Raw genomic sequence first — 21,721 nt, forward strand, 5'->3', positions numbered from 1 at the left:
CGGTAAGCAGTGATGCTTACCGGGTAGTTTAAGCGGGCGTTTAGCTCAGTTGGTAGAGCGGATCCCTTACAAGGATTAGGTCGGGAGTTCGAGCCTCTCAACGCCCACCACTTAAACAAAATGTAGTACCTGTGTTGTGAATGCTGGAGCGGTAGTTCAGTTGGTTAGAATACCGGCCTGTCACGCCGGGGGTCGCGGGTTCGAGCCCCGTCCGCTCCGCCAGCAAACGCACACACACTACCTGGAGCGGTAGTTCAGTTGGTTAGAATACCGGCCTGTCACGCCGGGGGTCGCGGGTTCGAGCCCCGTCCGCTCCGCCAGAATCCCGAGAAAGCCCCACATGTCCCAAAAGACTGTGGGGCTTTTTCATTTGCTATGTGAGCAACTGCCCTGTAAAATCGCGCGAGCAGTTTTAAAGCATCCACTCTAGGAAAACACGCTGACATGTTTGATTTCGTACGTACGCATCAAAAGCTGATGCAGATTATCCTCGCGCTCCTGATTGTGCCGTCCTTTGTGCTGGTCGGCGTCGGCGGCGTCCAGCTGTTCGGCGAAAACGCGAATACGATCGCCAAGGTCGGCGACCATCCGGTTTCCCAGCAAGAATGGGAAGGCGCCATGCGCAACCAGTTGGACAATATGCGCCAACAACTTGGCAAGCAGTTCGACCAGAAGCAGATCGACACGCCGGAGTTCAGGCAGCGTGTTCTGGACCAGCTGATTGCACAGCGCGCGCTGAACGCTGAAGTGCGCAATGCGCACCTGACCGTCGGCGGCGACAAGGTGCAGAAGGCAGTGGCGGAACGATTCCCAACACTGTTCAAGGCTGATGGATCGTTTGACAAAGAGGCGTACGTGCAGATGCTGACTGCGCAAGGCATGAATGCAAACATGCACCAGCAGCAGATCCATGATCAGCTGATCCTGGAGCAGGTGGCGATCGGCGTCGAAGGCAGCGGTTTTGTTCCGCGCACCGTGTCGAAGTCCATTTCCGATTTCGGCGCGCAAGAGCGCGAAGTGCAGGAACTGGCTTTCCCAATTTCGCAATTCCTGCCTAACGTGAAGGTCACCGATGAAATGGTGAAGGCCTTCTATGAAAAGAACGGTAAGTTGTTCGAGATCCCTGAATCGGCCAAGATTGAATATGTCGTCTTGAACGCCGATGCCGCCACGGCACAAGCCAATGCGAGCGACGAGGAAATCGCGGCCTATTACAAGGGCAACGACAAGCGCTTTACCGAACAGGAGGCCCGCCGCTCCTCGCACATCCTGGTCCTGGGGGATAAGGACAAGGCTGCTGCCAAGGTAAAAGCTGAAGCCATCCTGGCTGAAGTGCGCAAGAACCCCGCCGATTTTGCCAAGATTGCCAAGGCCAAGTCGGAAGATCCAGGTTCCGCTGAAAAGGGCGGCGACCTGGGCATCCTCGAAAAGGGTGCGTTCGTCAAACCGGTGGAAAACGCGATCCTGAAACTGAAGCAGGGCGAAATCAGCGACCTGGTCGAATCCGATTACGGCTACCACATCATCACCCTGACCGAACTGAAGCCGGCTCGCCTGAAGCCGCTGGACGAAGTGAAGGACGAGATTGCCGCAGAAATCAAGAAAGCCAAGGCAGGCAAGCTGTATTCGGAAATGTCCGAGCAATTTAGCGACATCGTATATTCGCAATTCGAAAGCCTGAAGCCGGCGGCCGACAAGCTGAAGCTGAAGGTGGAAACCGTGGAAGGCGTTTCCCGCCAACCGAACCCTATTCTGGGCGCTGCACCGTTCAACAACGCCAAGTTCCTGACCGCGCTGTTCTCCGACGAAGCGCTGAAGAACAAGCGCAACACCGAAGCTGTTGAAGTGGCGCCGCAGACCTTGGTGGCGGGCCGCATCGTGGAGTTCAAGCCAGCCTCGAAGAAGCCATTGGCTGAAGTGGAAGCGGCGATCAAGCAGCGCGTGGCGGTTGAAGAGGCAATGAAGGAAGCCAAAAAAGCCGGCGAAGAAAAGCTTGCCGCAGCCAAGAAGTCCGGCGACGCAACTGGTTTTGGCGAAGCGAAGACCGTTTCTCGCGGCAAGCCTGAGGGGATGAGCCGTGATGTCCTGACCGCTGTAATGAAGGCCGATGTTTCGAAGCTGCCGGCCTACGTAGGCGTGGAAGTTCCGGGTGGCGGCTACGGTGTGTACCGGATTGGCAAGGTAGGCCAGCCGGCGGAGCAGGACAAGGACCGCCGCGAACAGGAAGCCCTGCAGATCAACCAGATCGTCGCGCAGCAGGAAATGAACGGTTACATCGACGCCCTGAAGCAAAAGGCGAAGGTCAAGATCATCCGTTCGGTCGACTCGATCAAGAAGCAAGCGGAATAAGGAATAGTTTCCTTGAGAGGGCCGGTGTCCGTGCAAACGGGCACCGGCTTTTTTCTTATGTGCGAAGCGCTGTTCGCGATGGGAGTGGGACGCTTTACGCCTCGTGCAGCTTGCGCGCAGCGGCGAGGAAGGAGGCCGGTGAGATATCGGGCAGTGCGATTTCGATGGCTTTGTCGTACTGGACGAAATTGCGGTGGATGGATTTGAGATAGGCCGGATCGTAGTGATCGACCAGCAGTTCGTCGACAAGGGCGGGCATTTCCCCGGCAGTCGACATGGACTGCCAGCGTTCGATGCGCTCGCGGCCATGCAGCTGCACCAGGAATTCCAGTTGTGCGTTGAGGGCGGGAGCGTTGCAGGCGAAGTGCTGGTAATCCTCGATCAGCAGCTTGACGCGGTCCTCGCGCGACACCTGCATCGCGATGCACGGCGAGGCGCGCATGCGCTCCATCAAGGCGCCGGGTACGCGCAGGCTGCCGACCTTGCGGCTTTCCGCCTCGACAAAGACCGGCAGGCGCGGATCATAGCGGCGCAGGCGGTCCCAGATCGAGGTCTCGAAGGCCTTCTGCGAAGGCTGCGGCTGGCAGGGGATATTGCCAAGCACAGAGCCGCGATGGGCCGCCAGCTGTTCCAGGTCCAGCACCTGGGCTCCGATCGCTTCCAGCGTATCGAGCAGGCGCGTCTTGCCGCTGCCCGTGGTGCCGCAGATGACGCGGAAGTCCAGCTCGGGCGTCTTTTCAAGGTCGGTATTGATGGCGCCGCGGAAGGCCTTGTAGCCGCCATCGAGCTGCACCACTGGCCAGCCGATCTTGGCCAGCACGGTCGCCATGGACCCGCTGCGGTTGCCGCCGCGCCAGCAGTAGACCAGCGGCTTCCATTCGCGCGGCTTGTCTAGCCAAAGCGTTTCGATGTGGTGGCCGATATTCTTCGACACCATCGCCGCGCCGACCTTTTTCGCTTCGAAAGAGCCGACCTGTTTATACATGGTGCCAACGGTGATGCGCTGCTCGTCGTCCAGCACCGGGCAATTGATCGCATTGGGCAGGTGGTCGAGCGCATATTCGGCCGGGCTGCGCGCGTCGATAATGGTGTCGAATTCGTCCAGGCGGGACAGGACGTCTTCGATCGGGAGGATGGCTGGATACTTCATTTCGTTTTCAGGATTGGCTGGAGATGGGGCCAGATATTGCCCAGGATAATAGGGTGGGCCGCGGCGAGCGGATGGATACGGTCTGCCTGGAAAAGTTCCGGTTTCTGTGCGAAGCCTTCGAACATGAAGGGGGCAAGCGGTATCTTTTCATCCTTGCTCACGGCGCTGTACATGGCGAAGAACTTGTCCGCGTAATCGCGGCCGTAGTTGGGCGGCATGCGGATGCCGACCAGCAGCACCCGGGCGCCGGCTTCGCGCGAGGCGCCGACCATGGCGCGCAGGTTCGCTTGCGCTGCGGCGACGGGCAGGCCGCGCAAGCCGTCGTTCGCACCCAGTTCAATGATCACGATATCTGGTTTGTGCTTGCTCAGCAGGGCAGGCAGGCGGGTGCGGCCGCCGCTGGTGGTTTCGCCGCTGACGCTGGCGTTCACGATGCTCGCTGAAATCTTCTGCTCCTTCAGGCGCTGGTCAAGCAGCGCGACCCAGCCGTCACCGCGCGCCAGGCCGTATTCCGCGGACAGGCTGTCGCCCACCACAAGAACGGTTTTTGATGCAGAATAGGCGTTCGTGGCGGCGCTGAACAACAGGATCAGCACCGCGAAGCAGCGGACTATATTCTTGAACATGATCATGCGTGATATTCCTCAAACCACCAGCCAATTGACGCAGGCGGCCATTTCCGTTTCTGGCCTGGGCAAGCGGGTGGCCGACGCCAGCGGCGAACTGACCATCCTGCATGGGGTGGATTTTACCGTGCAAAAGGCTGAAACGCTTGCCATTGTGGGGGCTTCCGGTTCGGGCAAGTCGACGCTGCTTGGCCTGCTGGCGGGCCTCGATACGCCGTCCGACGGCCAGGTAATTCTGGACGGAGTCGATATTTTCGCTCTGGACGAGGATGGCCGCGCCGCCTTGCGCAAGGAAAAGCTGGGTTTTGTGTTCCAGTCCTTCCAGTTGCTGCCGCACCTGACGGCCGTGGAAAACGTGATGCTGCCGCTGGAACTGGCCGGCGACGGCGCGGCGCGCGAAAAGGCCGAGGCGATGCTGGGGCGGGTGGGTTTGTCCAGCCGCCTGAAGCACTATCCGAAGTTTCTTTCCGGCGGCGAGCAGCAGCGCGTGGCTTTGGCGCGGGCATTCGTGACGCAGCCGCCTTTGCTGCTGGCCGATGAACCGACCGGCAGCCTGGATGCCGCCACCGGCGAAGCGGTAATCCAATTGATGTTCGAATTGAACCGGGAGCATGGTTCGACCCTGGTACTGGTGACGCACGATACCCATATCGCCGCCCGCTGCGGGCGTGTCATCACAATCGCGGCAGGGCGAATCGTCTAGGCGCCATGCTGCGCCGCCAGCCGGTTGACCGCAGTGCGGATGGCGGGAATCAGCTCGCTGGCGGTGATCCCGATGGGCCCGGAGCCTTCCGTGACCAGCACATCGGCTGCGATGCCATGCAGCCAGACTGCCGCCAGTGCCGCTTCCCATTCCGGCCAGCCCTGGGCCAGGAGGCTGCCGCATAAGCCGGACAGCACGTCGCCGGTCCCGGCGGTGGCCAGGGCTGGATTGCCGGTCGTGTTGACGACGATTCTGCCGTCCCGTGCTGCGACGACGGTGCCCGATCCTTTGAGTACGACGGTCGCCCCCAGGCGTTCGGCGAGCGCCCGCGCGGCGGCGGGCCGGTCCTGTTGTACCTTGATCGCTGACATCCCCAGCAAGCGCGCCGCTTCCAAAGGGTGGGGGGTGAGGATGCATGGGGCGCCCCGCTGGGCAAGGTGCGCCTGCAGCGTCTCCGAACCCGCGACCAGGTTCAGGGCGTCCGCATCGAGGACGGCGGGGCTATGGCTGTACAAGGCGCTTGCCAGCAGTTCCGCGCTCCCAGCCGAGGTTCCCATGCCGGGGCCGAGCACCATGACGGCGCTGTTGAAGTCATATTGCTGCGCGCTGCGGCACATCAGTTCGGGCTGCGCCGGATCAAATGCGGCCGGCTCGCCGATAAAGCAGGCATAGACCCGGCCCGCGCCGCTTGCCAGCGCAGTGCGCGAGGCGAGGATGGGGGCGCCGGCCATACCGCGCGCACCGCCGACCACGGCGACGCTGCCGTTGCTGCCCTTGTGCGAGCTATGCCGGCGGCGCCGGGCGCAATGGGCGAACAGGGCCACGTCATTCAGTTGCGCCCGGGCGGCCGGAAACAACTCGCGTTCAATTTCCAGGTTGCTGACGATGACGATGCCCGCATGGTCGCGTCCTTCCGCTGTATGCAGACCCGGTTTGTCGCCAATGAAAGTGACGGTATGCGTTGCGCGCAGCACTGTCCCGGTCTCTCCTCCCACCACGGCGCCGGTATCGGCATCCAACCCGCTCGGTACGTCGAGGGCGATGACGGGGCACGCGAGGGCATTGACGGCGCCGATGAGTGCGCCGAGTTCGCCGTCGATAGGGCGCTTCAGGCCAATGCCGAACAGGCCATCGACCACCAGCGTCCATTCCGTGCCAGACGCCACCTTGATGGCCTCGGCGGGGTCGGCAAACGCGGCGGGCGAGCTGCGTGCGCGCTGTAACGCGGACGCGCGTTCGGCGGCAGGCGTGCCGGCCGGGCTGAAATGGAGGATGGTGACTTGCGCCCCCGCATGCCCGAGATGGGCGGCGGCTTCGAGGGCGTCACCGCCATTATTGCCGGGACCAGCGAGGACCAGCACGCGCGCGCGCTGGATGGTAAAAGGAAGAAGATCGAGCGCCTCGTTGGCGCCGGCCTGGCCTGCCCGCTGCATAAGGGCGCCAGCGGGCAGGCGCTGGGCGGCAGCGTGCTCGATCGCTCGGATTTCTGCAATCGTGAAGAGGGGCGTCATGCGGGTCATTCTAGCACTACAATATTGTCTTCACGACTAGTGCGAGGCAGCGCAATGGACTGGCAATTCTGGATCGACCGTGGCGGTACTTTCACCGATATCGTGGCGCGCCGTCCGGACGGCAGCCTGGCCACGCACAAGCTGCTGTCCGAAAGTCCCGGGCAGTATCGCGATGCGGCCATTGCCGGCATCCGGCACCTGCTGGGTGTAGCTGGCGGCGCTCCAATTCCCGTTGCAGATGTCGAAGCTGTCAAAATGGGCACGACAGTCGCCACCAATGCGCTGCTCGAGCGCAAGGGCGAACCGACTGTGCTGGCCATTACGCGCGGCTTCCGCGATGCGCTGCGCATCGCCTACCAGAACCGGCCACGCTTGTTCGACCGCCACATCGTGCTGCCTGAATTACTGTACCGGGACGTGCTGGAAATCGACGAACGCGTTGGCGCCCGCGGCGAAGTCGTGCTGCCGCTGGATACGGTGGCGGCCCGGGCGGCACTGCAAGCCCGATACGAGCAGGGATTGCGCTCGATCGCGATCGTCCTGATGCACGGCTATCGCTACACGGCGCATGAAGCCGCGCTGGCGCAGCTTGCCCGTGAAATCGGCTATACCCAGGTTTCGGTCTCGCACCAGGTCAGTCCCATGATGAAGCTGGTGGCGCGCGGCGACACGACCGTGGTCGATGCCTACCTGTCGCCCATCCTGCGCCGCTATGTCGACCAGGTGGCCGGTGAACTGCCGGGCGTTAGCCTGCAGTTCATGCAGTCCAACGGCGGTCTGACCGACGCGCGCACTTTCCAGGGCAAGGATTCCATCCTGAGCGGTCCGGCCGGCGGCATCGTCGGTATGGTGCGGGCCAGCCGCGCGGCAGGCTTCGAAAAGGTCATCGGCTTCGATATGGGTGGCACATCGACCGACGTGTCGCATTTTTCCGGCGAGTTCGAGCGCGTGTTTGAAACGCAGGTTGCCGGGGTGCGCATGCGGGCGCCGATGATGAGTATCCATACCGTCGCTGCGGGCGGCGGCTCCATCCTGCATTTTGACGGCAGCCGATTCCGTGTGGGGCCCGATAGCGCGGGCGCCGATCCCGGCCCGGCGAGCTACCGGCGCGGCGGCCCGCTGGCCGTCACGGACTGCAATGTCATGCTCGGCAAGATCCAGCCCGACTTCTTCCCGCGCCTGTTCGGCAGCGATGGAGTGCAGGCGCTCGATGCCGCTACGGTGCACGGCAAGTTCAGCGCGCTGGCTGCCGAGATCGAGGCAGCCACCGGTGCGGCGTCTTCGCCCGAGCAGGTGGCCGAAGGCTTTATCCAGATCGCAGTGGGCAATATGGCGAATGCGATCAAGCAGATCTCCGTGCAGCGCGGGCACGACGTAACAGAATATGCCCTGACGAGTTTCGGCGGCGCCGGTGGCCAGCACGCCTGCCTGGTTGCCGATGCACTGGGCATGAAGACCGTCTTCATTCACTCGCTGGCCGGCGTGCTGTCGGCGTACGGCATGGGCCTGGCGGATCAGACCGCGATGCGGGAAAGCGCGGTTGAATTGCGGCTGGCGCCTGCAGCGCTGCCCGTGTTGGAGGGGCGGCTGCAGGAGCTCAGCGACGAAGCTGTGGCAGCCCTGCGCGCCCAGGGCGTCTGCGACGGCCGCATCAGCGTGTTGCGGCGCGCGCATTTGCGCTACGAAGGCACGGATTCGGCGCTGATCGTTTTGTTCGACACGATCGACAGCATGAAAGAGCAGTTCGAGGCCGCCTACCGCAAGCGATTCTCCTTCCTGATGCCGGCCAAGGCCCTGACTGTGGAAGCGGTCTCGGTCGAGGCCATAGGAAAGTCGGATGCCCCGCCCGAAGCGCTGCCGCAACAGGCGCCGCGCCATGCGCCGCTGGCGCCGGGCAGGATCGTCAAAATGTACAGTGCCGGCCAATGGCACGACGCCGGCTTGTTCCAGCGCGACGCGACGCGTATCGGCGACAAGATTCGGGGGCCGGCGATCATTGCCGAAGCCAACGCCACCACCGTTGTGGAACCGGGCTGGCAGGCCGAAGTGACGCCACAGGATCACCTGGTCTTGACGCGCATTGAAGCCTTGCCAGCCCGCCGGGCGATCGGCACCACCGCGGACCCGGTGATGCTGGAGATCTTCAATAACCTGTTCATGTCGATCGCCGAGCAAATGGGCCTGCGTCTGCAGAACACCGCTTACTCGGTGAATATCAAGGAACGCCTGGACTTCAGTTGCGCGATCTTCGATGCGGAAGGCAATCTGATCGCCAACGCGCCGCACATGCCGGTGCATCTGGGTTCGATGGGCGAAAGCATCAAGACCGTGATGCGGGAGAACGCCGGCCACATGCAGCCCGGCGATGTGTACATGCTCAACGATCCGTATAACGGCGGCACCCATCTACCCGACGTCACGGTGATCACCCCGGTGTTCGACGAAGTGGGCCGCGATATCCTGTTTTATGTCGGCTCGCGCGGCCACCACGCCGATATCGGCGGCAGCACGCCCGGCTCCATGCCGCCGGATTCTAGGAACATTGAGGAAGAGGGCGTCCTGATCAACAACTTCAAGCTGGTCGATGGCGCGGCTGGCGGTCAGTTGCGCGACGCCGAAGCCAGGGCCCTGCTGGCTGGCGCACCTTATCCGGCCCGCAATCCCGACCAGAATATGGCCGACCTGCGCGCCCAGGTGGCCGCCAACCAGAAGGGTGTCGAAGAATTGCGCAGGATGGTGGCGCACTTCGGCCTCGACGTGGTGCGGGCCTATATGGACCACGTGCAGGATAACGCGGAGGAGGCGGTACGCCGTGTCATCAGCGCCCTGCGCAACGGCAGCTATGAACTGCCGCTCGATAATGGGGCGGTCATTAATGTCGCGGTACGCGTGAATGCCGCGGAACGCAGTGCGGAGATCGATTTCAGCGGCACGTCGGCGCAACTGGATAACAACTTCAACGCGCCGTCCGCCGTCTGCATGGCTGCCGTGCTGTATGTGTTCCGCACCCTGGTCAATGACGATATTCCGCTGAACGCAGGCTGTTTGAAGCCGCTCCATGTGATCATCCCTCCGGGCTCCATGCTGAACCCGCGCTATCCCGCATCGGTTGTCTCAGGCAATGTGGAGACGTCGACCTGCATCACCAACGCCCTGTACGGCGCCCTGGGCGTACAAGGCGCTTCGCAGGGAACCATGAACAACTTCACTTTCGGGAACGCGCAATACCAGTATTACGAAACCATCAGCGGCGGTTCGGGTGCCGGCGAGGGCTTTGACGGGACCGACGTGGTGCAAACCAATATGACCAATTCGCGCCTGACCGATCCCGAAATCCTGGAATTCCGCTTCCCGGTACGGCTGGAGAGCTATGAAATCCGGCAGGGCTCGGGCGGTTCCGGCCGCTGGCAGGGTGGCAATGGCGGCGTGCGCAAGGTGCGCTTCCTCGAGCCGATGACGGCGGCAATCCTGTCGAACAACCGCATCCATGCGCCGTTCGGCATGGCTGGCGGCGCGCCGGGAGCGCTGGGGCGCAACACGGTGCTGCGCGCTGACGGCAGGACCGAGCAACTGGGGCACATTGGCAAGACCGAAATGCAGCCCGGCGACGTCTTCGTCGTGGAGACCCCGGGCGGCGGCGGTTACGGCGCGGCTTAAGCGGTTGTGGAAATACCGTATTTGCGCTGGGTGCCCGAATACTGCATCAGCAGGGCTTCCAGTGCAGGGCTGCCGGCATCGAGGCGGCGAATGCGGTCGATCAAGGTGCCGGCCTGGTCGCCCAGCGGGGCCTCCCAGCCCAGTTCATCCAGTTGGCGCAGGATCGCCTGCACGGCCGCATACAGCACCTTGAGGTTGCCCGGCGTGCGGCGCAAGGCCTGGTGCAGGGTCGCCACGGCGGCACGGTGATCGCCCTGGCGCGCCATCGATTCGGCTTCGGTGACCAGTTCCTGCATGACGCCGTCGATCTTCTGGCCGACACCGAGCGCCAGGTCATGCCTGCCGGCTTTTTCGAAGACGCCCACCGCCTCTTCCATGGTGATGGGCTTGTCGTTATCGTTCATCATATGCATGACGACATCGGCCGCATCCTTGTCCAGCTTGTGCTTGAGGCAGGAGTTCACCAGGCCAATGCGCAGCTGGTTCGACAGGCCGCGCGCCATGCCGACCGCCGTGACGGCATTGGAGAGTTCCGACGCCGCTTCGGTCGCATGTCCGGTCACGTCAAGCAGCATGGCCGAGGAGATATGTTTGCACACTTCGGTATTGGCGCTCGAGCGCAGCGTGCGCTCCATGTCGCGGATGACGCCGGAGGCCTGGTTGACATCGCCCTTGCGTACCAGGGCGCGCACCAGGTTGACATGGTCTTCCGGGTCGCGGAATTCGGAATAGCGGGCCTTGCTCACAACCTGGCGGAACGCCTTTTCAGCGGCCGAAATATCGCCGGTGCCATAGGCGACTTCGCCGAGGTGGCGCAGGCGGCTCACCATATTCGGCGAAATCGAGACCGCGTCTTCCAGGATTTTTTTCGCCTGCTGCGACTGTCCCATCGCTTCATATGAGCGGGCCAGCATGTCGTAGGCGCCCATCATGTTGGGATTGCCTTCCAGCAGGCGCTCCAGCGTCCCGATCGCATCGTCGTAGCGTTCCAGCCCGAACTGGCAGCGCGCCAGCCCCAGTTGCGCCCAGCCCAGGGGCCGTCCGGCCAGCGTGGTCTGGTAGATCAGCGCCGCCTGGGCCAGGTCGCCGGTTTCATAGTGGAGCTCGGCGCGCAGGCGGGCGAACTCGGTGGCATAACGCGGGTTGCTGTTTTCCGCATCCTGGCAAGCGGCGATGGCCTGGTGCTGCTGGCCCAGTGCGATTTGCTGGTAGATGGGCATGAAGACCGCGCGGCGGTCGACGGCGCGGCCGATACGCTGCATCAGCCCATCGACAGTGAATGGTTTCAGCACATAATCGGTCGGCGTCAATTCGGCCGCGCCGATCACTTTGGTCTGCACGGCCTCCGACGTCAGCATGATGAAGATAGCGGAACGATCGATCAGCTTGTGGTGGCGCAGGTCTTCCAGCAGTTGCTGGCCATCCTGGCCGCTGTCTTCATTGCCGCTGCCAAGGTCGTATTCGCACAGGATCACGTCGAAGCGCTTGTTGGTGAGCTGGCGGATCGCCGTACCCGAGCTGACGGCGTACTCGATGCGCGTGATCGAGGCCTGGTTCAGCATATTGTGCAGGTTGCCCCGCATGGCCGGGTTGGGGTCGATGATCAGCACCGACAGGTCGCTATACGATTGCATTGGCGTCGTCTCTTATTGTTTGCCCCGCAGGGTCACATACTGGGATGATAGCGCAGCCAGCATCGGATGTTGGGGATCGGCCTTGCGCATGCGCACCAGCAGGGCCGCGCATTGTTCGCCCAGCGCGGTTTCCCAGCCACTATCGCCCATCAGGCGCAGCATGGCGGAGGCGAGGGCGGAGATCAGGCCGGCGTTCTCCGGGCGCCGGCGGACGGCCGCCTGCAGCACCTGGATGGCGCCGCGCTGGTCGCCTTGGCCGCTGCGCGCGGCCGCCTGGCGCACCAGGCCGTCGAGGTAGCGCTCCACGCTGTCGCCTTCATTCTGGGCCAGTTCGGCCCGCCCGGCGCGTACATAGACCGCCGCCGTATCGGCCTCGGTGACGCCGCTGGCGGGGTCGCTGGCCAGGGCGTCGAGCAGCTGCATGCCTTGCTCGTCCATGCCAAGCTGCAGGCAGTTTTGTGCCAGCCCCAATTTCATGCCGCTCGACAAAGTGCTGGTTTCGCTGGCGGCGCGCACCGCGTTGGTCAGTTGAGCATGCGCCGCCTCGGTGTTGCCGTTCAGTTCCTGCAAGAGGGCGGCGGAATAGGCCTTGCAGGCATCGGTGGCAGCGCCGCTCCGGGCCGAGCGTTCAAGATCGCGCAGGACGTTGGCGGCGCCGGCGGCATCGCCTTTGCTGACCAGCGTCCGCACCAGGTTCACATGGTCTTCCGGGTCGCGAAATTCCGAATATTTGGACTTGGCGACCACTTGCTTGAAGGTCTTCTCGGCCGCCTCGACGTCGCCGGCCTCCAGCGCGACCTGGCCCAGATGGCGCAGGCGCCGCACCACATGGGGCGAGATGGAAACGGCCGCCTCCAGCGCCGCGCGCGCCTCGCCGGGCAGGCCAAGCGCCTGCTGGGTACGCGCCATCAGGTCATAGGCGGCCATGTATTTCGGGTTGTCGTCGATCAGGCGCTGCAGGGTTTCCAGCGCTTCCGCGAACTGGCCCTGCTGGTACTGGCAGCGCGCCAGGCCGAGCTGGGCCCAGCCCAGCGGGCGGATTTCCAGTATTTCCCGGTAAATCGTTTCCGCCTGGGCCAGTTCGCCCAGCGCCGAATGGGATTCAGCGCGCAGCCGCGCGCATTCCGTCGCATAGCGGGGATTGGCGGCCGCCGAGACTTCACTGGCCAGTATCGCCTCGCGCAAGCGGCCCCCGTCGAGCATCTGGTGCACCTGCAGCAGGGCGCCGCGCCGGTCGACCGCCCGTGCAATACGCTGCGCCAGCACGTCCACGGTGAATGGCTTGAGGATGTAGTCGGTCGGCGTCAATTCGGCGGCACTGACGACTTTGCTGTAGACCCCTTCGGTGGTCAGCATGATGAAGATGGCGGAGGGCGCGATCAGCTTGTGGTGGCGCAGGTCTTCCAGCAATTGCTGGCCATCCTGTCCCTGTTCGGTCCCCAGGTCGTACTCGCACAAGACCAGGTCGAACGTCTTCTTTTCGAGGTGGCGGATGGCAGTTCCTGCGCTGACGCCGTGCTCGATGCGGGTGATCCCGAGCAATCCCAGCATATTGTGCAGCCCGCTGCGCATATGCTGGTTGGGATCGATAATCAAGACTGACAGGTCGCTATATTCTTGCATTTTGGTGGCTATTGACTGTCATAGGAGGGAGAATACCTCCTGGGCGGGACAAAAAACAGGCGCAATGCCACAAATGTTGCTTTCGGACCAATCACGGGAGGGTGGGAAGTGGTGCCTGAAACCAGTATAATGTCGGCAAATCGAAATACAGCAAGACCAGTCAGCTCGTGCACAGTATTCCTTTAATCCGCAGCTCCGCTGCATTCTTCCCGCCCCCACTATGTTGATTCTGCCGGGTTCCAACGCCCTGTCCTCCTTCCGTAGCCAACGCCTCCTCAACCAGCTTCAAGCAGTTTTGCCGGCCATTACGTCGGTCCAAGCCCGCTTCATCCACTTTGTCGACTCCGCGTCGCCCCTGTCGGAAGACGACCTGAACCGCATGAACGGCCTGCTGACCTATGGCGAGCCAGCCCTGCCGGAGCATGCCGAAGGCGTGGTCGAAGAGTTCGTTGTCATTCCGCGATTCGGCACCATCTCGCCGTGGGCCTCCAAAGCCACCGACATCGTGCATAACTGCGGCATGGCGCATATCCACCGTGTGGAGCGCGGCGTGGCCTATCGCGTCAACCTGAAAGGCGGCCTGCTGGGCACCGGCCTGGGCGCGGCTAAAAAGCTCGATGCAGAGCAGGCGCAAGCCGTGGCGGCACTGCTGCACGACCGCATGACCGAATCGGTGCTGCGTCATCCGGAACAGGCTGCCGGCCTGTTCTCGAGCCTGGAAGCCAAGGCGCTGGAATTCATCGATGTGATGGGCGCCGGACGTACCGCGCTGGAAAAGGCGAATACCGACCTGGGCCTGGCGATGTCGGACGATGAGATCGACTACCTGCTGGAAGCGTTCACCAACGCCAAGCGCAACCCGACCGACGTGGAACTGATGATGTTCGCGCAGGCGAACTCCGAGCATTGCCGCCACAAGATCTTCAACGCCGACTGGACCATTGACGGCGTGGCGCAGGAAATGTCGCTGTTCAAGATGATCAAGAACACGCACCAGAAAAACCCGCGCGGCACCATCGTGGCCTATTCGGACAACTCTTCCATCATCGAAGGCGCCGAAGTCAGCCGTTTCTACCCGCGTGAAGGCCAGGAATACGCACCGTCGACCGAGCTGGTGCACACCCTGATGAAGGTGGAAACCCATAACCACCCGACCGCGATTTCCCCGTTCCCGGGCGCCTCCACCGGCGCCGGCGGTGAAATCCGCGACGAAGGCGCGACCGGCCGTGGTTCCAAGCCGAAAGCCGGCCTGACCGGTTTCACCGTGTCCAACCTGATGATCCCGGGCGCCGTGCAAGCCTGGGAAAACGCCGCCAGCGTGACGGCCCCGGTCGGCAAGCGCGATGAAAGCCAGGTGTATGGCAAGCCGGAGCGTATCGCTTCGCCGCTGCAGATCATGATCGACGGCCCGCTGGGCGGTGCCGCGTTCTCGAACGAATTCGGCCGTCCTGTGCTGGGCGGCTACTTCCGTACCTACGAACAGAATATCGGCCAGCAGTTCGCCGGCGGCAAAGACACCGTGTTCGGCTACCACAAGCCGATCATGATCGCCGGCGGTATCGGCAATATTTCCGCCTCGCATACCCACAAGAACGACATCCCGGTCGGCAGCCTGCTGATCCAGCTGGGCGGCCCGGGCATGCGCATCGGCATGGGCGGTTCCGCCGCGTCGTCGATGGCAACCGGCACCAATACCGCCGACCTGGACTTTGATTCCGTCCAGCGCGGCAATCCGGAAATGGAGCGCCGTGCCCAGGAAGTCATCAATGGCTGCTGGCAGCTGGCTGACAAGAACCCGATCATTTCGATCCACGATGTCGGCGCGGGCGGCCTGTCGAATGCTTTCCCGGAGATCACCAACGACGCCAAACGCGGCGCGATCTTTGACCTGCGCAAGGTGCCGCTGGAAGAATCCGGCATGGCGCCGAAGGAAATCTGGTCCAACGAATCGCAGGAACGCTATGTGCTGGCTATCGCTCCAGCGGACTTGGCCCAGTTCCAGGCTCTGTGCGAGCGCGAGCGCTGCCCGTTCGCCGTTGTCGGCGTGGCAACTGAAGAGCGCCAGCTGAAGGTGATCGACCAGGAAATGGGCAATAACCCGGTCGATATGCCGATGGAAGTCCTGCTGGGCAAACCGCCGAAGATGCACCGCGACGTCAAGCATGTACAGACCACGCTGCCGGCGATCGACCTGACCGGCATCCAGCTGGAAGAAGCCGCCAAGCGCGTGCTGCTGCTGCCAACCGTGGCCGACAAGAGCTTCCTGATCACCATTGGCGACCGTACCGTAGGCGGCATGTCCGTGCGCGACCAGATGGTCGGCCCATGGCAGGTGCCGGTGGCCGACTGCGCCGTGACCACCCTGAGCTATGAGGGCTATGTGGGCGAGGCGATGGCGATGGGCGAGCGCACGCCGCTGGCCGTGATCGATGCGCCGGCTTCCGGCCGCATGGCCGTGGGCGAGACCGTCACCAACCTGGCGGCGGCGCCGATCAATGATATTTCCGACATCAAGCTGTCGGCCAACTGGATGGCCGCTTGCGGCCAGCCGGGCCAGGACGCGGCCCTGTTCGATACCGTGAAAGCGGTCGGCATGGACCTGTGCCCGGCACTGGGCCTGTCGATTCCGGTCGGCAAGGATTCCCTGTCGATGCGCACCACCTGGAAGGACGAGGGCGCGGACAAGGCCGTGATTTCGCCGGTGTCGCTGATTGTTTCCGGCTTCTCGCCAGTGTACGACGTGCGCAAGTCGCTGACGCCGCAGATCCGCACCGATCTGGGCGAAACTTCGCTGATCGTCATCGACCTGGGCCGCGGCAAGAACCGTATGGGCGCCTCGGCGCTGGCGCAGGTGATGGGCCAGCTGGGCAATGTCGCGCCGGACGTGGATTCGCCGGAAGACCTGAAGGGCTTCTTCAACGCCATCCAGCAGTTGAACAAGGAAGGCAAGATCCTGGCTTACCATGACCGTTCCGACGGTGGCCTGTACACCACTCTGGTGGAAATGGCCTTCGCCGGCCGCGCCGGCCTGTCCGTCAACCTGGACATGCTGACCCTGGGCGACGAAGGCACGATGGACCATGGCGACGCCAAGAACTGGGCTGGCCAAGTGGCGGAACGCCGCAATGAGCTGACCCTGTCGGCGTTGTTCAACGAGGAGCTGGGCGCCGTGATCCAGGTGCGTGCAGACGAGAAATCGGCCGTCATGGATGTGCTGCGCAGCTTCAACCTGGGCGCCTGCAGCCATATCATCGGCAAGCTGAATGACCGCGGCGTGATCGAATTCACCCGCGACGCCAAGATCATCTACTCGCAGCCGCGTGTCGATCTGCACCGCCTGTGGAGCGAAACCAGCTGGCGTATTTCCCGTGTACGCGAAAATCCCGCCACGGCGGATGCCGAGTACGAACGCCTGCTGGACGAAACCGATCCCGGCATGCAGCCGAAGGTCACTTTCGACATGGCGGAAAATGTCGCGGCGCCGTTCCTGGCCAGCGGCGTGCGTCCGCGCGTCGCAATCCTGCGCGAACAGGGCGTGAACTCGCATATCGAAACCGCCTGGGCTATGCACCGCGCCGGCTTTACCGCCGTCGACGTGCACATGAGCGACCTGATTGCGCGCCGCGTTTCGCTGGCCGACTTCCAGGGCATTATCGCGGTGGGCGGCTTCTCCTATGGCGACGTGCTGGGGGCGGGCGAAGGCTGGGCCAAGTCCATCCTGTTCAACCCGGAAATGGCGGAGCAGTTCTCGACCTTCTTCCATCGCAAGGACACCTTTGGCCTGGGTATCTGCAATGGCTGCCAGATGATGTCCAACCTGAAAGCCCTGATCCCTGGCGCGCACGCCTGGCCAAAGTTCACCACCAACAAGTCGGAGAAGTTCGAAGCACGCTTCTCCATGGTGGAGGTGATGGATTCGCCGTCGATCTTCCTGCAGGGCATGGCCGGCACCCAGGCACCGATCGCCATTGCGCATGGCGAAGGTTTTGCCGACTTCAGCCAAACCGGAAATATTGATGAGGCAATCGCTGCCTTGCGCTTCATCGACAACAAGGGCAATGCGACCGAAACCTATCCTTACAACCCGAACAGCGCGCCACGCGGCCTGACGTCGGTCACCACCCCGGACGGTCGATTCACCGTGATGATGCCGCACCCGGAGCGCGTTTCGCGTACTGTGCAGAACTCCTGGCACCCCGATGGCTGGGGCGAGGATTCGCCTTGGGCGCGCATGTGGGGCAACGCGCGCAAGTTTATCGGCTAAGCGCGCCGGCGGCGGGCCGCCAGCAAGGCGGCCATGCCTCCAAGCATTAATACGGCCCCGCCCGGGGCCGGCACCTGGGTTGGATCGGCGAAGCTGAAGTCGTCGGCCACCCAGTTGCCGCTTTGCTGGCCCAGTTCGCGCCGGTCGATGCGATAGCCAGTAATCGGGCCCAGCGCGGCAAACAGGCTGGTATCGATGAAGGACAAGGGTTCCGGCAAGCCCGGATGACTTTCCGGCAAATCAAACACCACCGAAGCAAGTTCAATCGCGCCATTCAGGGCGACGATTGTCACCTGGTCCGCGCCGCCCTCGCCAAAGCCGTAGTACTGGTTGCGGCCGAACCAGGCGCCGGTCAATACCTTGCTGGTATTGATAGTCATGCCTGTCGCGCCGTCCTGGTTGGACGCGAAATAGTGGCCTGAATGAGGGATGCCGAACAATGGACTGCCGGCTCCCCCGACGCGGTATTGATCGCCAATGACGCCGAAGCGGCTATCCCAGGTGACGCCTTGATAGAGCAGTCCGTTGGCGCCATTGGTCCACTGCAGGCCCGCGCCGCTATCGAGTGCTGGCGGGGCTGGGAGGTCGTCAAAAGTGGCAACGACGCCTGCCGTGGCTGGGGCCGAGATAATAATTGCGGCACAGAGCATTAACTGCCGTAATGCGAGTTTATTCATTTGCCAGCCTCCTTTTAGTTGCCACGATTTTAACGTGACATTAAAACGAGCGGCAATTGCGCGCATTATTCTGTTGTTTTGAAGTGCAGCGGCGGCTATTAATCTGCACGCTAGGATATAGCATGTACACGCCAATTCCAGGCTTGCCCCTCAGAGTGAGAGATGTTTGCCAGCTTCGCGGACACTCAGCTTCGACAAATGCCGCATATTTTCATTAATAAAATGTGCTACATTATCTGGCGCATGCCGGGCATAATCCCGAAGCGCCCAGCCAATTGCTTTTTGAATGAAAAATTCATTTTCATGGCCGAGTGAAAGCGAATATTGGAATAGGCGCTTCTCATCGGTTTTGCCGCGCCAGCCCAATTGGTGGAGCAGGGCAATCCGCCGCATCCAGAAATTGTCGTGTCGCAAAGCCTGGTCCATGCCGTGATGGTCAAATCGCAACACATCCCCAACCACCCCCGCCAAGCCGTCGACCGTATCCCACCACGATTTGCGCAGGACGAGCGCCTGTAGCGCCGGCAAATCATGCATGCTGAGTTGCTGCCAGTGCATAGCCATCAAATCAATGGCGACATATTGGAATTCCCTCTCAGCAAGCTCCCAGAGCTCGCCGGCAATGCCGAGCAGCTCTTCGGAAGCAGCCCCTTTCATGCTCCGCAGCACTGGTTTGACGGCTTCCCGCCGGGCTGGTGTGGCAATGCCGAGGAAGGGAAACTGGTCGCGCATATAGGCTTGCATGAGCGGGGCACGTGCGGGGTCGGCGAGCGGGGCGAGGGCAGTGATGAGCAGTTTGGTCGTCGTCATAATGAAAAAAGCGCCCCGCGGGGCGCTTGGCAGTCCGGGTCCGGAAGCATTTGCCGCCGGACTGGGACGATAATTATTGTACTTTTGCCTTGGCCATCAGTTGTTCGCGGTATGCGCCAACTTTACGCTGGATCAGTGACTCGGAAATCTGTGGTTTCAGTTCGTCGAGGGTCGCAACCTTGGCCGCGCGGCTGCCTTCCAGGCGGATGACGTGGTAGCCATATTCAGACTGCACTGGCTTCTCGGTGACTTGACCGTCTTTCAATGCAACCAGGGCGTCACCGAAAGGCTTCACGTAGGTCGCCGGGTTGGCCCAGCCCAGATCGCCGCCGTTTGCAGCCGAACCTGGATCGAGGGAAGCCTTGGCCAGGTCCTCAAACTTGGCGCCGCCTTTCAGCTTGGCGATGATGTCGGTGGCTTCTTTTTCGGTTTTCACCAGGATGTGGCGGCCGTGGTATTCCTTGTCGGACTTGCTGGCTTTGTATTGTTCATAAGCAGCCTTGATTTCGGCATCGCTCACTGGATTCTTCTTGACGTAGTTCACCAGCAGGGCACGCACCAGGATGTCCTGGCGTGCCTGTTCCAGCGCTTCCTTGACGTCTTTGTTCGCGGCAACACCTTGCTTGGTGGCTTCCTGCACCAGCACTTCACGGCCGATCAGCGACTTCTTGATCATATCGCGCAGCTCAGGCGAGTCAGGCTGGCCTTGGGCGGCAGCTTGCTTGAGCATGGCGTCCATCTGGGCGGATGGAATTGCTTTGCCGTTCACGGTGGCGACGGTTTGGGCGAACGCAGGGGCCGCAGTTACGGCGACCAGGGCCAACAGCAGGGTGGCTGGTTTGAATTTCATTGAGTATTTCCTTAGTTGAAATAAATCCGGCGCCACGTGGGCGCCGGATCAGGTCCGTGACGGATTAGTTTACCTTGGCTTTTTTCACCAGGGCTTCCTGGTAGTTTTGCAGCTTGGCGCGCATCAGCTTTTCAGCGACTTGCTGCTTGGCTTCATCCAGGCTAGGCAGCTTGGCATCGCGAACGTCGTCAACCTTGATCACGTGGAAACCGCTTGGGGTCTGCACTGGCTTCTCGGTGACCTGGCCTTTTTGCAGGGCGGTGAAGGCATCGGCGAAGACTTTAGGGAAGTTGCTTGGCATACCCCAATCCAGGTCGCCGCCGTTGGCTGCGGAGCCAGTGTCCTTGGAGTTCTTGGCCAGGTCTTCAAATTTCGCGCCGGCTTTCAGCTTGGCGATGATGTCGGTGGCTTCTTTTTCGGAGTCCACCAGGATGTGGCGCACGTGGTATTCCTTGCCGCCTTCGGCAGCGACAGCACGGTCGTATTCCGCTTTGATTTCGGCGTCGCTAACCGGGTTCTTCTTGACGAAGTCGGCGGCCAGCGCTTGCAGCAGGATGTCCTGGCGAGCCTGTTCCAGTGCGGTCTTCACGTCGTTGTTCTTGGCGAAACCTTGCTTCTCGGCTTCCTGGATCATTACTTCGCGGCCGATCAGGGATTTCTTGATCATTTCGCGCAGTTGCGGCGAGTCTTGCTGCTGGCCTTGGGCGACGACTTGCTTGACCACAGCTTCAACTTTGGCGGTCGGGATGGCTTTGCCATTGACGACGGCGGCGTTCTGGGCGAAAGCTGGTGCGGCAGCAACGGCGATAAGTGCGAGCAGCAAGCGGGCTGGCTTGAAAGTCATTTAGTTTTATTCCTAACGGGAAAGTTTACTGAATTGCGGGGATTCTGGGGAAGCTCGCCGAGACGTCTCTACTATTCAATTGTTTGAGGTTCTTTTTGATGATTCCCAAAAACTCCGCGCATATCATACTTCGGACGGTGCCAATGCGGTAATGGCCAATGCATGAATTTCTTTATGCATCATATCGTGCACGGAATCATACACGAGACGATGGCGCATGACGAGTTTCACACCCTCGAATTTAGTAGAGACTATTTTCAGGCGGTAATGGCCTCCGCCCGAGGCGGCGCCGGCATGGCCGGCATGCAGTGCGGACTCATCATCGAGCACGATTTCCTGTGGTGCCAACGCCGCTTCCAGACGCTCACGAATCTTGGCCAGGCGCGGATCGGTCATGCTTCATCCTTAATATGTTTGGACAGGTAAAAAGCCTGGGCGATGAAAAACACCAGCATCAGGCCGGTAACACCAAAGAGCTTGAAGTTCACCCAAGCCTCATCCTGGGATTTGAACAGGACGAATGCGACGAACAGGTTAACAAAACCCAACACCAGCCAGAAGGTCACCCACATGAAATGCAGCCGGACCCAGACAGGCTCGGGCAATTGGACCTGCTTTTCCATGGCAACCCGAATCATATTTTTATCAAAGAAGCGGTAGGCCACTAGCATTGCGGTCGCCAACGCCCAATAGATAACCGTGGGTTTCCACTTGATAAAGTCCCCATCGTGGAAATAGATGGTCATGCTGCCGAACACGACAAAGACGACCAGTGAGATCCACAGGGCACCATCGACTTTTTTGCGGCGCGCCAGGAGATAAAGGACCTGGGCGGTCGTTGCGATAATGCCGACGATGGTGGCCGCGATCAGAGGGGCCTGCGAGGCCGGAATAGCCCCGCCGGAAACAAATTTGCCAACGTGTTCGTTCAGGACTGAATGGATTGCATCCTGATGGCCGCCAGCCAACTTATAGCTGACAAAGAATAGGAGCAGCGGAAACAAATCGAAAAGAATCTTCATA

The 21,721-nt window shown here is 61.7% G+C and carries 15 protein-coding genes and 3 tRNA genes; 7 read left to right on the forward strand and 11 right to left on the reverse strand.

Annotation, left to right across the window (positions count from 1 at the left end; translation table 11 throughout):
* Positions 1 to 34: 34 nt before the first annotated feature.
* From H597_RS0114445 to H597_RS0114460, 4 genes are all read left to right on the forward strand, one after another.
* A tRNA-Val gene (locus H597_RS0114445) sits at positions 35 to 110 on the forward strand.
* A 35-nt stretch (positions 111 to 145) separates the two neighbouring features.
* A tRNA-Asp gene (locus H597_RS0114450) sits at positions 146 to 222 on the forward strand.
* Positions 223 to 243: 21 nt separating this feature from the next.
* A tRNA-Asp gene (locus H597_RS0114455) sits at positions 244 to 320 on the forward strand.
* A 124-nt stretch (positions 321 to 444) separates the two neighbouring features.
* Positions 445 to 2,349: a SurA N-terminal domain-containing protein gene (locus H597_RS0114460; RefSeq protein ID WP_028102782.1), complete on the forward strand. Its 1,905-nt coding sequence runs from the start codon at positions 445 to 447 to the stop codon at positions 2,347 to 2,349.
* A gap of 94 nt (positions 2,350 to 2,443) precedes the next feature.
* On the opposite strand, the gene mnmH is transcribed toward H597_RS0114460, so the two are convergent.
* Both mnmH and H597_RS0114470 read right to left on the reverse strand, forming a co-directional pair.
* Positions 2,444 to 3,499, reverse strand: coding sequence for a tRNA 2-selenouridine(34) synthase MnmH (gene mnmH, locus H597_RS0114465; RefSeq protein WP_028102783.1), 1,056 nt, complete (start codon positions 3,497 to 3,499; stop codon positions 2,444 to 2,446).
* The gene (locus H597_RS0114470) at positions 3,496 to 4,131 is read right to left on the reverse strand and encodes an arylesterase (protein WP_028102784.1); all 636 of its coding nucleotides are present in this window, start codon (positions 4,129 to 4,131) and stop codon (positions 3,496 to 3,498) included. Before H597_RS0114470 ends, mnmH begins: the two co-directional genes overlap by 4 nt.
* Here H597_RS0114470 and H597_RS0114475 point away from each other — a divergent pair.
* Positions 4,130 to 4,828, forward strand: coding sequence for an ABC transporter ATP-binding protein (locus H597_RS0114475; protein ID WP_035374248.1), 699 nt, complete (start codon positions 4,130 to 4,132; stop codon positions 4,826 to 4,828). The two genes, H597_RS0114470 and H597_RS0114475, sit on opposite strands and share 2 nt — an antisense overlap.
* On the opposite strand, the gene H597_RS0114480 is transcribed toward H597_RS0114475, so the two are convergent.
* Positions 4,825 to 6,339 carry a bifunctional ADP-dependent NAD(P)H-hydrate dehydratase/NAD(P)H-hydrate epimerase gene (locus H597_RS0114480; protein ID WP_028102786.1) on the reverse strand — a complete coding sequence of 505 codons (1,515 nt, stop codon included), beginning with the start codon at positions 6,337 to 6,339 and terminating at the stop codon, positions 4,825 to 4,827. The two genes, H597_RS0114475 and H597_RS0114480, sit on opposite strands and share 4 nt — an antisense overlap.
* Before the next feature lie 54 nt (positions 6,340 to 6,393).
* Here H597_RS0114480 and H597_RS0114485 point away from each other — a divergent pair, with 54 nt between their 5' ends.
* Complete coding sequence (locus tag H597_RS0114485) at positions 6,394 to 9,996, forward strand: hydantoinase B/oxoprolinase family protein (RefSeq protein WP_028102787.1); 3,603 nt, start codon at positions 6,394 to 6,396, stop codon at positions 9,994 to 9,996.
* Here the strand turns inward: H597_RS0114485 and H597_RS0114490 are convergent.
* Positions 9,993 to 11,630 carry a tetratricopeptide repeat protein gene (locus tag H597_RS0114490; protein WP_028102788.1) on the reverse strand — a complete coding sequence of 546 codons (1,638 nt, stop codon included), beginning with the start codon at positions 11,628 to 11,630 and terminating at the stop codon, positions 9,993 to 9,995. The genes H597_RS0114485 and H597_RS0114490 overlap by 4 nt on opposite strands.
* 12 nt (positions 11,631 to 11,642) lie before the next feature.
* The gene (locus H597_RS0114495; RefSeq protein WP_028102789.1) at positions 11,643 to 13,253 is read right to left on the reverse strand and encodes a tetratricopeptide repeat-containing response regulator; all 1,611 of its coding nucleotides are present in this window, start codon (positions 13,251 to 13,253) and stop codon (positions 11,643 to 11,645) included.
* A gap of 220 nt (positions 13,254 to 13,473) precedes the next feature.
* Here H597_RS0114495 and purL point away from each other — a divergent pair, with 220 nt between their 5' ends.
* Entirely contained in the window at positions 13,474 to 17,517 is a 4,044-nt protein-coding gene (gene purL, locus H597_RS0114500) for a phosphoribosylformylglycinamidine synthase (RefSeq protein ID WP_028102790.1), read from the forward strand.
* Here purL and H597_RS0114505 read toward each other — a convergent pair.
* From H597_RS0114505 to H597_RS0114530, 6 genes are all read right to left on the reverse strand, one after another.
* Complete coding sequence (locus H597_RS0114505) at positions 17,514 to 18,194, reverse strand: hypothetical protein (RefSeq protein WP_154668109.1); 681 nt, start codon at positions 18,192 to 18,194, stop codon at positions 17,514 to 17,516. The two genes, purL and H597_RS0114505, sit on opposite strands and share 4 nt — an antisense overlap.
* 150 nt (positions 18,195 to 18,344) lie before the next feature.
* A complete protein-coding gene (locus H597_RS0114510) occupies positions 18,345 to 19,004 on the reverse strand; it encodes a DNA alkylation repair protein (RefSeq protein ID WP_028102792.1) in 660 nt (219 codons plus the stop codon).
* A gap of 73 nt (positions 19,005 to 19,077) precedes the next feature.
* Positions 19,078 to 19,854, reverse strand: coding sequence for a peptidylprolyl isomerase (locus tag H597_RS0114515; RefSeq protein WP_028102793.1), 777 nt, complete (start codon positions 19,852 to 19,854; stop codon positions 19,078 to 19,080).
* A gap of 64 nt (positions 19,855 to 19,918) precedes the next feature.
* Positions 19,919 to 20,698 (reverse strand): peptidylprolyl isomerase, encoded by a 780-nt coding sequence (locus H597_RS0114520; protein WP_028102794.1) that lies wholly within the window; start codon positions 20,696 to 20,698, stop codon positions 19,919 to 19,921.
* A 123-nt stretch (positions 20,699 to 20,821) separates the two neighbouring features.
* Positions 20,822 to 21,094, reverse strand: coding sequence for a BolA family protein (locus H597_RS0114525; RefSeq protein WP_028102795.1), 273 nt, complete (start codon positions 21,092 to 21,094; stop codon positions 20,822 to 20,824).
* Positions 21,091 to 21,720 (reverse strand): septation protein A, encoded by a 630-nt coding sequence (locus H597_RS0114530; protein WP_028102796.1) that lies wholly within the window; start codon positions 21,718 to 21,720, stop codon positions 21,091 to 21,093. Before H597_RS0114530 ends, H597_RS0114525 begins: the two co-directional genes overlap by 4 nt.
* Position 21,721 lies beyond the last annotated feature (1 nt).

Origin of the sequence: Pseudoduganella violaceinigra DSM 15887 (assembly GCF_000425385.1) — a bacterium.
GTDB classification, from domain to species: Bacteria; Pseudomonadota; Gammaproteobacteria; order Burkholderiales; family Burkholderiaceae_D; genus Rugamonas; species Rugamonas violaceinigra.

What these genes read in the sequence shown, in the direction of transcription:
- H597_RS0114505 (WP_154668109.1), bottom strand. Translation starts at nt 18,194, where the DNA reads ATGAATAAACTCGCATTACGGCAGTTAATGCTCTGTGCCGCAATTATT.
- H597_RS0114460 (WP_028102782.1), top strand. Translation starts at nt 445, where the DNA reads ATGTTTGATTTCGTACGTACGCATCAAAAGCTGATGCAGATTATCCTC.
- H597_RS0114510 (WP_028102792.1), bottom strand. Translation starts at nt 19,004, where the DNA reads ATGACGACGACCAAACTGCTCATCACTGCCCTCGCCCCGCTCGCCGAC.
- H597_RS0114490 (WP_028102788.1), bottom strand. Translation starts at nt 11,630, where the DNA reads ATGCAATCGTATAGCGACCTGTCGGTGCTGATCATCGACCCCAACCCG.
- H597_RS0114520 (WP_028102794.1), bottom strand. Translation starts at nt 20,698, where the DNA reads ATGACTTTCAAGCCAGCCCGCTTGCTGCTCGCACTTATCGCCGTTGCT.
- H597_RS0114485 (WP_028102787.1), top strand. Translation starts at nt 6,394, where the DNA reads ATGGACTGGCAATTCTGGATCGACCGTGGCGGTACTTTCACCGATATC.
- H597_RS0114515 (WP_028102793.1), bottom strand. Translation starts at nt 19,854, where the DNA reads ATGAAATTCAAACCAGCCACCCTGCTGTTGGCCCTGGTCGCCGTAACT.
- purL (WP_028102790.1), top strand. Translation starts at nt 13,474, where the DNA reads ATGTTGATTCTGCCGGGTTCCAACGCCCTGTCCTCCTTCCGTAGCCAA.
- H597_RS0114480 (WP_028102786.1), bottom strand. Translation starts at nt 6,339, where the DNA reads ATGACGCCCCTCTTCACGATTGCAGAAATCCGAGCGATCGAGCACGCT.
- H597_RS0114530 (WP_028102796.1), bottom strand. Translation starts at nt 21,720, where the DNA reads ATGAAGATTCTTTTCGATTTGTTTCCGCTGCTCCTATTCTTTGTCAGC.
- H597_RS0114495 (WP_028102789.1), bottom strand. Translation starts at nt 13,253, where the DNA reads ATGCAAGAATATAGCGACCTGTCAGTCTTGATTATCGATCCCAACCAG.
- mnmH (WP_028102783.1), bottom strand. Translation starts at nt 3,499, where the DNA reads ATGAAGTATCCAGCCATCCTCCCGATCGAAGACGTCCTGTCCCGCCTG.
- H597_RS0114470 (WP_028102784.1), bottom strand. Translation starts at nt 4,131, where the DNA reads ATGATCATGTTCAAGAATATAGTCCGCTGCTTCGCGGTGCTGATCCTG.
- H597_RS0114525 (WP_028102795.1), bottom strand. Translation starts at nt 21,094, where the DNA reads ATGACCGATCCGCGCCTGGCCAAGATTCGTGAGCGTCTGGAAGCGGCG.
- H597_RS0114475 (WP_035374248.1), top strand. Translation starts at nt 4,130, where the DNA reads ATGCGTGATATTCCTCAAACCACCAGCCAATTGACGCAGGCGGCCATT.